At 53.7% G+C, this 15,736-nt stretch carries 11 protein-coding genes; 4 read left to right on the top strand and 7 right to left on the bottom strand.

Going from position 1 to position 15,736, the window contains the following annotated elements:
* Positions 1-277 precede the first annotated feature (277 nt).
* Positions 278-2,875, top strand: coding sequence for a collagenase (locus EYB48_RS00220; protein ID WP_202927617.1), 2,598 nt, complete (start codon positions 278-280; stop codon positions 2,873-2,875).
* Between the two features lie 79 nt (positions 2,876-2,954).
* Here the strand turns inward: EYB48_RS00220 and otnI are convergent, their stop codons facing one another.
* Both otnI and EYB48_RS00210 read right to left on the bottom strand, forming a co-directional pair.
* Positions 2,955-3,752: a 2-oxo-tetronate isomerase gene (otnI, locus tag EYB48_RS00215; RefSeq protein ID WP_162018281.1), complete on the bottom strand. Its 798-nt coding sequence runs from the start codon at positions 3,750-3,752 to the stop codon at positions 2,955-2,957.
* A 48-nt stretch (positions 3,753-3,800) separates the two neighbouring features.
* Complete coding sequence (locus EYB48_RS00210) at positions 3,801-4,766, bottom strand: bile acid:sodium symporter family protein (RefSeq protein WP_162018280.1); 966 nt, start codon at positions 4,764-4,766, stop codon at positions 3,801-3,803.
* 271 nt (positions 4,767-5,037) lie between these two features.
* Between EYB48_RS00210 and pepF the strand changes: the two genes are divergently transcribed.
* Both pepF and EYB48_RS00200 read left to right on the top strand, forming a co-directional pair.
* A complete protein-coding gene (gene pepF, locus EYB48_RS00205; RefSeq protein WP_162018279.1) occupies positions 5,038-6,906 on the top strand; it encodes an oligoendopeptidase F in 1,869 nt (622 codons plus the stop codon).
* Between the two features lie 544 nt (positions 6,907-7,450).
* The gene (locus tag EYB48_RS00200) at positions 7,451-8,050 is read left to right on the top strand and encodes a hemerythrin domain-containing protein (protein WP_162018278.1); all 600 of its coding nucleotides are present in this window, start codon (positions 7,451-7,453) and stop codon (positions 8,048-8,050) included.
* Positions 8,051-8,155: 105 nt separating this feature from the next.
* Here the strand turns inward: EYB48_RS00200 and EYB48_RS00195 are convergent, their stop codons facing one another.
* On the bottom strand, positions 8,156-9,079 hold the full coding sequence (locus EYB48_RS00195) for a LysR family transcriptional regulator (RefSeq protein WP_328823223.1): 924 nt from the start codon (positions 9,077-9,079) through the stop codon (positions 8,156-8,158).
* 141 nt (positions 9,080-9,220) lie between these two features.
* Here EYB48_RS00195 and metE point away from each other — a divergent pair, with 141 nt between their 5' ends.
* The gene (metE, locus tag EYB48_RS00190) at positions 9,221-11,539 is read left to right on the top strand and encodes a 5-methyltetrahydropteroyltriglutamate--homocysteine S-methyltransferase (protein ID WP_162018276.1); all 2,319 of its coding nucleotides are present in this window, start codon (positions 9,221-9,223) and stop codon (positions 11,537-11,539) included.
* Positions 11,540-11,661: 122 nt separating this feature from the next.
* Here the strand turns inward: metE and mmsB are convergent, their stop codons facing one another.
* The 4 genes from mmsB to EYB48_RS00170 are packed head-to-tail and all read right to left on the bottom strand — an operon-like array spanning position 11,662 to position 15,732.
* Positions 11,662-12,567, bottom strand: a complete 906-nt coding sequence (gene mmsB / locus EYB48_RS00185; protein ID WP_162018275.1) for a 3-hydroxyisobutyrate dehydrogenase — start codon at positions 12,565-12,567, stop codon at positions 11,662-11,664.
* A complete protein-coding gene (locus EYB48_RS00180) occupies positions 12,564-13,796 on the bottom strand; it encodes an enoyl-CoA hydratase/isomerase family protein (protein WP_235934804.1) in 1,233 nt (410 codons plus the stop codon). Before EYB48_RS00180 ends, mmsB begins: the two co-directional genes overlap by 4 nt.
* The gene (locus EYB48_RS00175; protein WP_162018274.1) at positions 13,793-14,575 is read right to left on the bottom strand and encodes an enoyl-CoA hydratase; all 783 of its coding nucleotides are present in this window, start codon (positions 14,573-14,575) and stop codon (positions 13,793-13,795) included. Before EYB48_RS00175 ends, EYB48_RS00180 begins: the two co-directional genes overlap by 4 nt.
* Complete coding sequence (locus tag EYB48_RS00170) at positions 14,572-15,732, bottom strand: acyl-CoA dehydrogenase family protein (RefSeq protein ID WP_162018273.1); 1,161 nt, start codon at positions 15,730-15,732, stop codon at positions 14,572-14,574. The genes EYB48_RS00175 and EYB48_RS00170 overlap by 4 nt, the downstream gene beginning before the upstream one ends.
* Positions 15,733-15,736 lie beyond the last annotated feature (4 nt).

Raw genomic sequence — 15,736 nt, 5'->3', positions numbered from 1 at the left:
TGATATAAATATATTTAACCATTACACCAATGCAAATATTTTCTTGAAATTATTGCTTTATTTACTATTTTTAATGCCTAAATCATAGTTTTTGGTATTAAATAAGCAATAAATAGAAAATTCAGCTCTGCCATTCCGAATAAAAACAAACAAATATTCATTTTATCCACCCACATTTCAGGAGGACACTGACAGGCTTCAATGATGTGCAAAACAGTTAAGCATCTACACGTCATGGACAAACTTCCAAGCATCCATGCCAATAAAGGAGACTCAATTGAAACGCTATCTTTCCACTGCCTTACCCCGTTTACTTATTTCCTGCGCAGCGATCAGCGGCGCTCTGCTTGCCTCAGAAGGCCATGCGCTTGACGCTCAGGACAAGCTATCCCCGCCAGTCAAAAAAACCGCCAGCCTGGAGTCTCAAGCGTCCAGCAAGCACCACCAGAAAAAATCCTACACTGCTGCTGAACGTGCACCGCAACAGGCGAGCCAGATCAACGCCCGCACCAGCTATAGCAGCGCCGACCAGCCCGCTATTCCAAACCGCCCCTCGTCCTTGAGCACGAATCTGTCCAAAGCTGAACTGGCCAAGTCATCGCGTGGTTTAACACTGGACAAAGCACTCGCGGCCTGTGATCGCAATGCGTTTGCCTCTGCAAGCGGCGCTGCGCTGGTCAGTCTGGTGAAGTCCTCAAGCTCAGCTTGCATCAATGATTTATTCGGCGTCAGTGGCGCTCAGGCGTATGCCATTTTTAAAGAAGCGCAAATGGTCACGATTGCCAAAGCCTTTGAAAACGAAGCCGCCAGCTATAACGGCAGCAATGCGGGTAGCGCATTGCAAATGGTGATGTTTTTGCGTGCGGGTTACTATGTGCAGTTTTACGATACGGCAGTGGGCAGCTATGGCACGAATCTGCAGACAGCGATACGCGCAGCCTTAGACGCATTTATCAAGAATCCGAATTTTGCGCTGATTAATGACGTGCACGGCGAAATCCTGTCTGAGTTCATCACCCTGATAGACAGCGCAACTGAGAACGCACGCTACCTGAACACGGCAGTCAAACGCATGCTGAGCCTGAATAGCAGCTTCCTCAATTTTTGGTACATGCGCAGTGCAGTCAACAACGCGTTCACCATTCTGTTCCGCGGGCATCAGAATGCCGACTTCAAGTCGCTGGTGCAGTCTGACCCTGCTATCGTGGACAGCCTCTACAATTTCATGAATGCGAACTTCGGTTTGTTAGGAAGCGATAACGACTACCTGGTCGCCAATGCAGGCCGTGAAATGGCGCGCTTTCTGCAATATAGCGAAGGCGGCGCATTAAAAAATCTGGCCAAATCCCGCGTAAAAACCATGCTAGACCGTAGCAATGTGACGGGTAGCACGGCCGCTGTCTGGGTAGGGCTTGGCGAAATGGTCGAATACTACGATAAGGCGAATTGCGCTTACTACAATCTGTGTAATTTCCAGTCTACGCTGGATAGCAATGTGCTGCCGGTACGATATAGCTGCTCACCGACACTGAAACTCAAAGCGCAGTCGCTGACCAGCGCACAACTGCAGGAAGCTTGCAGCATCGTCGGCGGTGAAGAATCGTATTTTCATCAGCAGGTACAGTCTGGCAATGTGCCGGTTGCGAATGACAATAACAAGCAGCTGGAAATGGTGATTTTCAATAGCAGTAAATCCTACGCCACCTATGCCGGTGCAATTTTTGGCATCGATACCAATAACGGCGGTATGTATCTGGAAGGTGATCCTTCCGCTGCGAATAACCAGGCACGTTTTATCGCTTACCAGGCCGAATGGAAGCTGCCTGCTTTTGAAATCTGGAATCTGACCCACGAATACATCCATTATCTGGATGGGCGTTTCAATATGTCTGGTGATTTCAATGCTGCCGTCAGCGTCAATTCTATCTGGTGGATAGAGGGTTTTGCGGAGTATATGTCTTACTCGTATCGTAAGCTCGATTACAACGACGCTAAAACTCAGGCAGCCAGCGGCACCTACAAACTGAGTCAGATTTTCAACAACGATTATTCGTCCGGTCAGACCAGAGTGTATAACTGGGGCTATCTGGCAGTACGCTATATGTTTGAAAAACAGCGCAATCGGGTCAGCACGCTGTTGAATTCCTATTTCCGGCCTGGGAATTACAGCGCTTACACCAGCTATATGAATGGCATCAACACCACGCTGGATGCGGACTTCAGTGCATGGCTGCCTTGCGTGAACAATAGCTCTTTACCACAATGCAGCTCGACTGTGCCACCGGCAAACAAGCCACCGGTAGCCGCATTCAATAGCAGCATCAATGGCCTTAGCGTCAGTTTCAGCGATACCTCGACCGACAGTGATGGCAGTATCGTCAGCCGTAGCTGGGACTTTGGCGATGGCAGCAGCTCCAGCGCCAGCAACCCTTCGAAAACCTATAGCAATCCAGGTAGCTACACGGTTACTTTGACGGTTAAAGACAATGCGGGCGACAGCAGTAAAGTCTCAACAACCATCAATCTCAGCAGTGGGGGAAATTTACCGGAATGCCCGGGTAGTGCTGCTGCACTCGGAAAAAACTGCAGTCGCAGCAATGTGAGCAGTGTGGCAGGCGACTACGCATATCTGTATCTCAGTGTCCCGGCTGGCACCACCAAACTGACCATCAGCACCAGTGGCGGAACCGGCAATGCGGATATGTATGTGAGCACCAATGGCAGCTGGCCTTCACGTGACCACTACAATGCGAGTTCGGTCAATCCGGGCAACAACGAAAGCGTGATCATCAACAACCCGCCTGCCGGTTACATCTATATCAGCTTATATGGAGTGACTAAGTTCTCGGGTCTGAAAGTCACAACGCAATACTGAATATAAACCTGCTGAAAGCGACAAAGCCCGCAGTACCGGGGCTTTGTCGCCCATGCTTAGCGCGCAGTAAAGCAGCTTTTCAATCACGCTTTAAGTAAGGCCGCAGCCAGTCCAGCCCGGCTGAGGTGCCAGCCGCCGGACGGTATTCGCAACCGACCCAGCCCGCATAGCCCGCCGCATCCAGTTGTGCAAACAGATAGGGATAGTTCAGCTCTCCCAGCGAAGGTTCATGCCGGCCCGGCACGCCTGCGATCTGTATGTGCGCGATCTGGCCGACCTGACGTCGCAAGCCATCCAGCATGCGGGTCGTCACATCGCCCTGCATGATCTGGCAATGATAGATGTCAAACTGCAGTTGCAGATTTTCGACGCCGATTTCATGGCAGATTTGCTGTGCGTCTTCCTGCAAATTCAAAAAATAGCCTGGCATATCACGGGTATTAATCGGCTCGATCAATACTATCTTCCCATGCCGTGCAGCGTGCAATGCCGCATACGCCAGATTACGCTGATACACCGCACGGCAACGCTCAGGGTCTTGCTGCGCATCGACGATACCAGCCATCACATGAATGGCCGGATTACCCAACACTTCGGCATAGCGGAGTGCCAGATCAAAGCCCTGTCTGAATTCGGCCTCGCGTCCGGGCAAAGCCGCAATACCGCGCTCACCCGCAGCCCAGTCACCTGGCGGTGCATTGAATAAGACTTGCTGTAATCCTGCCGCATCCAGTGCGTCGCGCAATTCCTGCGCAGAAAAATCATAGGGAAACAGATACTCAACCGCTTTGAATCCATCCTGCGCAGCAGCGGCAAAACGCTGCAAGAAGGGATATTCCTGATACATCATGCTGAGGTTGGCGGCGAACTGAGGCATGCTTTCTATCCTTAAGTGAGTTGACTGAAAACGGAAGACATTGTCCGCTCAGCTTTTCCGATTGGCATACCGCTGCGCCAACACCGTACACACCATCAACTGTAACTGATGAAACAACATAATGGGTAGTAAAACCAAACCTGCGGAACCACCTGCAAACAACACTTTGGCCATAGGCACACCACTGGCCAGACTTTTTTTCGAACCACAAAATACGATAGTGATTTCATCTTCCTTAGAAAACCCCAGACGCCGGCTGCCATAAGTCGTGATAAGCATAATGATGGTCAGCAGCAGCGCACTGATCATCAGTATCACCAGCAGCATCGTCAGCGGTACACGCTGCCAGATACCCTGCACCACCGCTTCGCCAAACGCCACATACACCACCAGTAAAATCGAACTCTGATCCAGCTTTTTGAGCGCACCCGACCAGCGATCCACCCATTGCCGTATCAAGGGACGCAACAACTGACCTGCGACAAAAGGCAGCAAGAGCTGCACCACAATCTTCAGTACCGGCTCCCAGGAAAAAGGCAGGCCAGAACCGGATTTCACAATCAGACTGACCAGCACAGGTGTGATGAATATGCCCAAAATATTACTGGCCGAAGCACTGCATACCGCAGCCGAGACATTGCCGCGCGCGACAGAAGTGAACGCAATTGAGGATTGCACCGTCGACGGCAAAACACACAGATACAGGATGCCTAAATAAATCTCAGGCGTCACCAGCGGCTCCAGCACCGGCCGCAACACCAGACCCAGTATCGGGAACAGCACGAAGGTAATGCCCAATACCAGCAGATGCAGCCGCCAGTGCATCATGCCAGCCACCACCGCTTCACGTGATAAACGTGCGCCGTGCATGAAGAACAGCACAGCGATCATCAGCATCGATAAACGGTCAAACGCCAGGGCATAAGCGCCGGTCGCCGGAAAAAAACTGGCCAGCGCTATCATCGCCAACAACATCATGGTCATTGGGTCAGGAGAAAAACGGAAGTGTTTCATGATGAAATCTGCAGTCTGAGTTTTGGAATTGTACCGGAAAGCGACATGCACCCGACTTATCAGCCAAAGAATTCCAGCTCACAGCAAGGAATTTTCATATAAAAACAGCAGGCGCCATCAGCTCGCCAAAGATTCTATGGATTTCTGTTTTTACGCGTTGAAGCAGCCGGTTTTTCTTAGGATTAGCGCAGCGTTCGCGGTATATTTTCAGGCTTTGCATCATGCATGACTACAGGCTGCCCGGCCTGCACGCTACAACACTGGAGACTACATGAAAAAAAATCTGATCGCCGCACTGATAGGCCTGGCCTTTGCCTTCCCTGTCAGCAGCTACGCCAACCATCCGAATGACACGGAAGCCTACCGCTGGAATCTGCAAGACCTGTATCAGGATCGCACAGCCTGGGATATCGATGCAAAAAAACTGGAGTCGCAATTGCCACAACTGCAGACTTGCAGCGGCCGCCTCGGCGACACACTGCCGAAATTCAAATCCTGCATGGACTTGTATGCCGACATCGCAAAACGCTATGCACGCCTGAGCACCTATGCCGCACAATTCCGCGACCAGGATACCGGCAATAACGCCGGTCAGGATCTGGCGCAGACCGCCGACATCCTGGGCAGTAAATTTGAAGAAGCCAGTTCATTTATCCGCCCTGAAGTGCTGAGCCTGGGCGCAAAAAAAATCGATGCTTACCTGGCTAAAGATAAGTCCCTGAGCATTTACCGCCACCCGCTCAATGACATACTTCGCGGTGCCAAACACACACTGGATCAAAAATCTGAAGCGCTGATCGCCACCTTCGGTATGGCAACCGGCACCGCCAGCGCGGTTTACTCCACGCTGTCGAATGCCGATATGCCCTGGCCTAAAGTGAAATTATCGAATGGCGAAGAAGTTGTGATCGACCAGGCGGCCTATACCAAATACCGCGCCGCACCGAACCGTGCTGACCGCAAGCTGGTGTTTGATGCGTTTTGGGGTAAATGGAAGGAATTTGAACGCAGCTATGGCGTGACGTTTTATGAACAACTCAAAAAAGACAGCACCTATGCCAAGGTCAGAAATTATCCGGATTCCCTGACCCATGCACTTGATGCCAATAATCTGCCGCGCGCCGTGTATGACACCCTGATCAGCCAGACTCAGGCTAATCTGCCTACCCTGCACCGCTATTTCAAGCTGCGTGCGCGTATGCTGGGTGTGAACGATCTGCGCTATTACGATATCTATCCGCCGCTGGTATCGGGCGACTTCAAATACAGCATCACTGACGGCGTGAAATACATGCTGGAATCGGTCAAGCCACTGGGTGAGGATTACACCAAGGCGATGACCAAGGCGACTACCGAACGCTGGATGGATGTCTACCCACGCGCGCGTAAACGCTCAGGCGCGTACATGACCGGCGCTGGCTATGACGTGCACCCTTACATCCTGTTGAATTACAACGACGATTATGAGTCGCTCTCTACGCTGGGCCACGAATGGGGCCATGCGATGCACTCCTATCTGGCGAATAAGGCGCAACCCTTCATCACGTCAGACTACCCGACCTTCACCGCAGAAATCGCTTCCACTACCAATGAAGTGTTCCTGCTCGATCACATGCTGAAAATCGCAAAATCGGATGATGAACGCCTGCTGTATCTGGGTTCAGCATTAGAAAACCTGCGCGGCACTTTCTTCCGCCAGGCCATGTTCGCCGACTTCGAACGCGAAGTCCATGCCAAGGTCGACAAAGGCGAATCCCTGACTGGCGAAGGCCTGAGCCAGATCTATAGCGGCATTCTGAAACGCTACCATGGCGATCAGGAAGGCATCATGAAAATCGACGATGTGTATGCCACCGAATGGGCTTACATCCCGCACTTCTACACCCGCTTCTATGTGTTCCAGTATGCGACCTCGATCGCTGCCGGTTCCATGTTTGCCGATGAAGTACTGAAAGGCACCCCAGGCGCACGCGACAACTACCTCAACATCCTGAAAACCGGCGGCGCTGCCTACCCGTATCAGTTGGTGAAACAAGCCGGCGTCGACCTCGCCTCACCGGCCCCATATCAGGCGGTGTTCAAGCGCATGAACAGCATCATGGATCAGATTGAAGGGATACTGGCCAAAAAAGCGCGCTAAATCAATTTCAGGACGGGTCACGGCAATGAAAAAAGCCTGCTCTTAAAACGAGCAGGCTTTTTTATTATCACTAAAACCGGGCTAATCGATGAGCAAGGCAAAAAGTAGTTTTGAAATACGAAGACCCAGTAAAGACGCGGCTTAGCGGAGCAAAAGCCTCGGAAAGGCGCAGCGGTATTAGGTGTTTGTCTTGGGGATGTTCGCGCAGTGTGGCCTGGGTGAGCGCAAGCTTCACCGCCAGTTAGGGCAGCAAGCGGTTCAGCTTGCGCAGACCTGAACCTGAAGCAGGTCTGATATAGTCCAAAACCTCAACCGTACTGTGTGCAATTTGAGCAAGATCAAAAACCCCAATCCTCACTCAGAGTAAATTCATCGCAGTTCCTCCGTCTAAGCGTGCACAGCAAAAATTCAGATTTTTATAACAAGACACCCACCGAGGACAGACGCGATATGAGGCCAGCAGCGCTTGACGACAAGCGGCCACAACCCGGCTTGCGTGCTTTTGCGTCCGTCCAGCCAAATTCAAAAAACAGGGAGATTTAAGATGAGTGCCAGGAATTTTCATCCGGTTTCTGTCGATATCATTCATCAGGAACACGAGCATTTATCCGCCGTGATCCAGGGCATGCTGTACTTTGTACGCTCAGTCAAACAGGGCGGACCGGTACCGGATCTGAAGGTGTTCCGCGCGATGTTGTATTACATCGCGGAATATCCTGAGAAAGTCCATCATCCTAAGGAGGATCAGTATCTGTTCGCCAAAATCAAGCAACGCACCCATCAGCTCGATACCGAGCTAGATGCGCTGACCGAACAGCATAGCAGTGGCGAAGCCTTAGTCCATCGTTTGCAGGATGCCTTGCTACAGTATGAATTCCAGGGTCAGCCTGCGTTTGATAAATTCTATGAACTGGTCGAACAATATGCCAAGTTTTACTACGCGCATATGCGCAAAGAAGAAGATGTGATCATGCCAGTCGCCAGACAAGTGCTGTTTGTTGAAGACTGGCAGGCAGTGGATGCGGCCTTTATGAAAAACCGTGAACGGCTGGATGACAGCGGTGAACGCTATCGCTATGAACAGTTGTTTTCACTGATCGTGAATATCAGCCCGGCACCTATCGGTGTGGCTGACCCGCTGTAATTCTTCGATTGCAATCCCCCCGCTGCAAACTACTGCAAACCACTGCAAACTACTTTAAAGCCGGATCGTGTGTCTAAGCCACGCTCCGGCTTTTTTACGACTGTTTCATAATAGTTCCACATTACTCAGCGTCAGAAAACTGCTTTCACGGATAGTTTGCACAAAGTCGAGCAGATAGGCTTTGGATGACATGGCTGGCAGGCAGCTCGCATACAGACGACCGGTCAAACCTTCAGCGCTGATTTTTTTGGCCAGCACATAATTCCGGTTCAGATAGTTTTGCGCGGCCCATAAAGGCAAGGTCGCGATGCCGCGTTTACTCGCAACTAACTGCAGCATCGCCACTGTCAGTTCAGTCGTCCTGCGTGTGGTTTTGATACCGGCCGGTCGCAACACCTGACGCACCACATCCAGCATCTCATCCGGTACCGGATAGGTAATCAGGGTATCGCTGCCAAAGTCCTCAGCCACCAGATAATCGCGTGCCGCCAGATGATGATCTTTGGCGACCAGCGCCACAATTTCATAGCGGAACAGCGGATGGTAATCGACCACCTCATCGGCATCACGATCGGCCACAATCGCAATATCGGCGCGGTGCTCATGCAGCAAAGCGATAGGATCGGCATGAAAGCCCGACACGATATCGAGCTCAACTGCTGGCCAGCGTTGCCGGAAAATATCCATGGCTGGCATCAGCCAGTCAAAGCAGGTATGGCATTCTACCGAGATTCTTAACTGCCCGGCTTCGCCCTGCGCCAGCCGCGCCATATCGCGCTCGGCTTCCGCCACGGCAGGTAGCAAGTCATCGCCCAGTTGCAGCAGGCGCTCACCGGCTGCGGTAAAGCGTACCGGCACCGACTTCCTTTCAAATAATTCCAGGCCGTAGTGTTCTTCCAGTTGCTTGATCTGATGCGACAAGGCCGACTGCGTCACATTCAGCAAGCTCGCGGCACGCATCAGATTGCCTGCCTCGCGCAAAGCCACCAGGGTTTTTAAGTGTCGGACTTCAAGGATGGATGCCATTATGAGTAAATTTCATGATGATTACGAATTTTTATCGTTTGAATAATACTCGACCTGACGACAAAATGACAAGCCTGAAACCTGTATTCCGCCTTACTCAGCAAAGCCTCAGGTTTGCAACCACCCTTTTATCTGGAGTCCATCATGTCCTTAGCTCATATCCCCGGTTATCCGCGCATAGGCGCCCACAGAGAATTGAAGTTTGCGCTGGAATCGTTCTGGCGCGGCGACAGCAACGAACAGCAATTGCAGGAACTGGCCGCCAGCCTGCGTTTGCGCCATTGGCAAAGCCAGGCGAATGCCGGTCTGGATCTGGTCACGGTGGGCGATTTTGCGTATTACGACCATGTATTGCAAACCCTGGCTTTACTGGGCGCGATCCCGGAACGTTTTGGCTTCGATCCCGCCAGTCTGAATCTGCAGCAGTATTCCGAACTGGCACGCGGTAACAGCCAGCAGTTTGCGATGGAAATGACCAAATGGTTTGATACCAACTACCATTACCTGGTCCCGGAATGGAGCCAGCACACGCGCTTTGACGGCGGCACTGACTGGCTGTTTGAAGAAGTCAGTCAGGCGCAGGCCGCGGGCTTACAGCCTAAGGTGGTGTTACTGGGGCCGCTGAGTCTGCTGGCACTGGGCAAAGTCAAATCCGGACTGTCACATGCACTGGAATTATTGCCGCCATTACTGAGCGCCTATCAACGCATACTGCAACGCCTGCAACAACAAGGCGTGACCTGGGTGCAAATCGATGAACCTGTGTTGTCACTGGATCTGGACGCGGCATATCTGGCGCAATTCCTGCCCTGCTATCAGGCATTGAGCCAGCAAGCGCCTAAGATTTTACTGGCCAGCTATTTTGGCGATGTGAGTCAGCATCTGGACTTACTGCAAAGCCTGCCAGTGGCCGGTGTGCATCTGGATCTGGTGCGTGGCACAACTCTGACCAATGATGTGCTGGCGAACTGGCCAGCACCACAGATCTTGTCTTTGGGCGTAGTCGATGGCCGCAATATCTGGCGCACCGATTTGCGCCGCGTGCTGCACAAGCTGCAGCCTGTGCATGCGGCACTGGGTGAGCGTTGCTGGATCAGCAGCAGCTGTTCTTTACTGCATGTGCCGGTCGATCTGGACAGCGAAACACGGCTGGATAGCGAACTGAAAAACTGGCTGGCTTTCGCGAATCAGAAAATCACAGAAATCCAAACCCTGAGACTGGCACTGGATCAGGGTGAAGCAGCAGTCGCGACCCAGCTGGCGGCCAGCGATCAGGCAGTACAGTCACGCCAGAGTTCTAAGCGCATCCACAATCCGCTGGTACAAAAGCGTCTGCAAGCAATTGCTGCCAAAGATACCCAGCGTCATTCCGGCTTCAGTGAACGTATCCGCGCCCAGCAAGAAAAATGGCAGTTGCCGCTGTTCCCGACCACCACGATTGGCTCCTTCCCGCAAACGCCAGCCATACGCCAGACCCGCGCCGCGTATAAGCGTGCTGAGATCAGCCATCTCGATTATCTGGAAAAAATGCGCGCAGAAATCAGCCTGGTGGTCAGCAAACAGGAAGAACTGGGGCTGGATGTGCTGGTACATGGCGAACCGGAACGCAATGACATGGTGGAGTATTTCGGTGAACAGCTGTGGGGTTATGGCTTCACCGATTTTGGCTGGGTACAGAGTTATGGTTCACGCTGCGTAAAACCGCCGTTTATTTATGGTGATGTGTATCGTCCGGAAGCGATGACGGTAAGCTGGAGCGCCTATGCGCAAAGCCTGACCGACAAGCCGATGAAAGGTATGCTGACCGGGCCGGTGACGATGTTGCAATGGTCTTTCGTACGTGACGATCAGCCACGCGAAGTCACGGCGCGCCAGATTGCACTGGCCTTACGCGATGAAGTCTGCGATCTGGAACAGGCAGGCATAGGCATGATACAAATCGATGAACCTGCATTCCGCGAAGGCCTGCCTTTGCGCCAGCAAGACTGGGCGCATTATCTGGACTGGGCGGTACAGGCCTTCCAGCTGTGTGCAGCCGGAGTGCGCGATACCACCCAGATTCATACCCATATGTGCTATTCCGAATTCAACGACATCCTGCCCTGGATCGCTGCGATGGATGCCGACGTGATTACGATAGAAACCTCGCGTTCAGACATGGAATTACTGGATGGCTTTTCCAGCTTTTCCTACCCTAACGATATTGGGCCCGGCGTGTATGACATCCATTCACCACGGGTACCCAAACCGGAAGAAATCGCACGCTTATTGGGCAAGGCACGCAGCGTGATTCCCGATGCGCGTTTATGGGTGAATCCGGATTGCGGTTTGAAAACCCGTCAATGGCAGGAAACCGAACTGGCACTCGCGAATATGGTGGCAGCAGCACGTCAGTTGAGGCTGCAGGCTGAACAGGAGCAGCAAGCCAGCGCAGCGGTGGAATCAGTGACACAGCCAGTCTGAGCGCATTTGAAATAATCTGTACTTAAAAAGCTGAACATCTGCGTACCTGAGCACCTGAGTATCCACAAGCTTGCGGACTCAGGTGCTCACAAATCAGTCAAACTGATGAACCGCTTAAGTCCTCAGCCCTCAGTCTTAGGCGCCAGCAAGCTGTAAATGCTGGAAAAATCTAAAGCGCCCGCGCCTTGCTGACTGTGTAAAGCATACAGATTCCGCGCCAGCTCACCCAGCGGCACTGCGGCCTGTACCGTGCGTGCTGATTCTGCAGCCAGGCCCAGATCCTTCAACATCAGATCTACCCCAAAACCACCGCTGTAGCCGCGTGATGCGGGCACATTATCCATCACACCGGGACAAGGGTTATACAATTCCAGCGCCCAGTTACGGCCTGAACTCTGACGCATGATATCCGACAGCACATGCGCATCCAGCCCGTTCGCCACACCCAGCGCCAGCGCCTCGGCGGTACCCGCCATCAGTATGCCCAATAACATGTTATTGCAGATTTTTGCAGTCTGACCTGCGCCATAACTGCCTGCATGAAAAATGTTTTTTCCCATTGCGGACAGTATAGGACGCGCGCGTTCCAGATCATTGAGCAAGCCGCCCACCATGAAGGTCAGCGTGCCTGCGGCCGCACCGGCAGTGCCGCCTGAAACCGGCGCATCGAGCAAACTCAGGCCACGCTCCGCCGCCGCGCTGGCCAGCTGTATCGCAGTCTGCGGCGCGATTGTGCTGCAATCCAAAACCAGTGCATCGTCTGCGATCAGCCCCAGTATGCCGGGGCTATTCTTGGCACCAAAATACAGGGCTTCGACATGGCGGCTCGCTGGCAGCATGGAAATCACCACCTCCGCTTCAACCACCGCATCGGCGGCGGAACTGGCACACTGCGCACCCGCGCTGGCCAGCTTATCCATAGCTGCAGCCGATAAGTCATACACCCTGAGGCTATGTCCGGCCTTGAGTAAATTCAGCGCCATCGGCGCACCCATATTGCCTAAACCGATAAATGCAATCTGACTCATGCTGCTTGCTCCTCCAGGTTAATGTGCTCAATGTGCTGCCCCAACACTTGCAGCTGATTTAAGTCTTGTAGCGGATGCTGAGGCCAGTCTGGCGCGGCAAACATGGCCGCCACCAGCGCCTCCATGTGGGCTGCCGTCAGTTGCCGCAGATCGGCAGGCTGCCATTGCGGCTTACCGTCTTTGTCTATCAGTAAAGCGCGAATCCCTTCTGCAAAATCACTGTGAGCGGCACAGCGTAAAGCCAGCACATATTCCATCTGAAACACCTGTTCCAGCGACATGGTAGCTGCACGCCGCTGCGCTTCCCAGGCCAGCGCCAGCGACAAAGGTGCGGCCTTATGCAGGCTGGCTGCGGCTTTCTGCAACCAAGGGTCAGTGTATGCATGGTCACGCAGTTTCTGCACGACCTGTTGCCAATTCCCGCCCTCACACAAACGATCTATCAATGTAGCTGCTTCTTGCAAAGACCCGGCCAATACGGCTTCCGGCATGGCGACACTATGCAGCAGCTGGCTCAATTGCTGAGCCGCTTCAAATGGTGAAATGCTCCAACCCTGGCGCAGGATAGCGCCGATCAGTTGCTCACGGCTCGCATGTGGAATTGCGTAATCAGCGATGCCCGCATACAGACAGTCGGCGCTGCGTAGCTGGGCGCCGGTCAGTGCCAGAAACAAGCCAATTTTGCCGGGTAGGCGTGACAGCATCCAGGAGCCACCGACATCCGGGAATAAGCCTATCGCGGCTTCTGGCATCGCAAAGCGGGTCGCTTCAGTCACCACTTTATGGCTGGCGCCCATCATCAAACCCACACCGCCGCCCATCACCACGCCATGCGCCCAGCACAGCACAGGTTTGGGATAACGGTGTATCAGATAATCGAGCTGGTATTCACTCGCAAAAAATTCTGCCGCATACGCATTCGCGCAGCAATCATCCGCTGCAGCCGAGGCATGATGCGTGCGCATAGACTGATACAGCTGTTGTAAATCGCCGCCAGCACAAAAGGCTTTATCACCACTCGCTTGCAACAGCACCAGCGCAATCTGCGGGTCGCTGGCCCATTGCTTCAGGCGCGCAGTCAGCAGCTGCACCATAGGCAGCGATAAGGCGTTTAAGGTCGCAGGCACGTTCAGGGTTGCGATCGCCAGCCGCTTGCCATCGGCACACACGCGCTCTTCAAATAAGACGACATCCATAGCCTTATCATTCATCACCTTAGCCTCCATCATTGATAACTCCAGTTAGGCTGACGTTTTTCTAAAAACGCCTGCACACCCTCGGCCTGATCCGGCCCGTCAAACAAATCCACAAAGGCTTCACGCTCCTGCACCAGCATGTGTTGTACCGGCTGGCTGCGTGCACCCTGTATCAATTGCTTGCAAGTGCGCAGACTGCGCGGGCTTTGTTTAGCAGCCAGGGCCGCCAGTTGCTGCGCACGCTCGCTGGCCATGCCGCTATCCACCACTTCCTGTACCAGACCGATACGCAAGGCAGTCGCGGCGTCGATGCGTTCACCCAGCAAGATCAGGCGTTTGGCCCAGGCTTCACCAACCAGCCAGCTCAGATGCTGGGTACCACCGGCACAAGGCAGCAAACCGACGGTAGCTTCCGGCAAGGCCAGCACGACCTGGGTTTCTGCGATACGGATATCACAGGCCAGCGCGCATTCCAGCCCGCCGCCCATGGCATAGCCATTAATCGCGGCAATCGACACCCCGCGAAAAGCCGCCAGTGCTTCGAAGGCCTCACCAAAGCGGCGCGCCATTTCGCGTGCCAGCGCTTTGTCGCCAGATGCGAAGGCCTGCAAATCCGCGCCCGCAGAAAAAAACTTTTGCCCGCTGCCGGCTAAGATCAGGCTAGTGATCTCTGGTCGCGCATTCAGGTCATGCACTAACTGGGTCAGCGCCATCAGGCCTTCACGCGTGAAGGTATTGGCGGGTGGATTGTGCAAGCTGATCAGCGCAGTATGCTGTTCAAGCTGGACTTGCAGATTATGGTAGTGATTCATCGCAGTTCTCCGGTACTCAGGGTGTTGAGGAATTGACGCGCAATAATGGAGCGCATGATTTCATTGGTGCCTTCCACGATTTTGTGGGCGCGTGCATCGCGCATCAGGCGTTCCAGCGGGTATTCGCGGATATAGCCATTGCCGCCGCAAATCTGCATCGCTTCATCGCAGACTTGGAAACCGACGTCGGTGGCAAAGCGCTTGGCCATGGCGCAATAGGCTGTCGCATGCACCGCCTGTTCATCCAGTTTGACCGCCGCCATACGGACTAACTGACGTGCCGCAATCAGATCAGTCAGCATGTCTGCCAGTTTGAATTGCACAGACTGAAAATCTGCCAGCAGATGGCCAAACTGACGCCGTTCACGCACATAGTTTTGCGCTGCATTCAGCGCGCCCTGTGCGGCACCGATAGAACAGGCAGCGATATTGATACGGCCACCATCCAGTCCGCGCATAGCAAGCCGGAAGCCTTGGCCAGCCTCACCCAGCAAATGATCCTGCGGTACCCACACATCTTCAAAAAACACCGCACGCGTAGGTTGACTATGCCAGCCCAGTTTTTCTTCCAGCCGGCCATAGCTGATACCGGCGCTGTCCGCCGGCACCACAAATGCCGAGATACCGGCCGCACCCGCCTCACCGGTGCGCGCCATCACGATCAGCACATCGGAAGCACCGGCGCCAGAGATAAACGCCTTGGCACCGTTGATACGGTAACCGCCATCAACCGCGCTGGCCTTGGTACGCAGGGCTGCCGCATCGGAACCTGCACCCGGCTCGGTCAGGCAATACGAAGCCAGCTGGCGGCCCGAGGTCAGCGCGCTGGCCCAACGTTCGCGCACGGCTGCACTGCCCCAGCTGCACAGCATCCAGGTCGCCATATTGTGTATGCTCAGATAGGCGGTGGTGGATGGATCAGCTGCTGCCAGCTCTTCAAAAATGATGCTGGCATCGAGTCGTGACAAGCCCAGTCCGCCTGCGCTTTCGGGCGAATACAGGCCGCAAAAGCCCATGTCACCGGCTTTTTCTATCACGGCACGCGGAAAAAACCCTTCCGCATCCCATTGAGCCGCCAGCGGTTGTAACTCTGATTCAGCGAAACTGCGCGCCGCGTCCTGAAACGCGCGCTGTTCCTGGTTGAGATCGAAATTCATCGCA

The sequence above is a fragment of the Cognatundibacterium crateris genome, from assembly GCF_010078235.1.
Lineage (GTDB): Bacteria > Pseudomonadota > Gammaproteobacteria > Burkholderiales > Burkholderiaceae_D > Undibacterium > Undibacterium crateris.
Note: the sequence above shows the minus strand (reverse complement) of the source record. Positions and strands in the feature narration are given on the sequence as shown.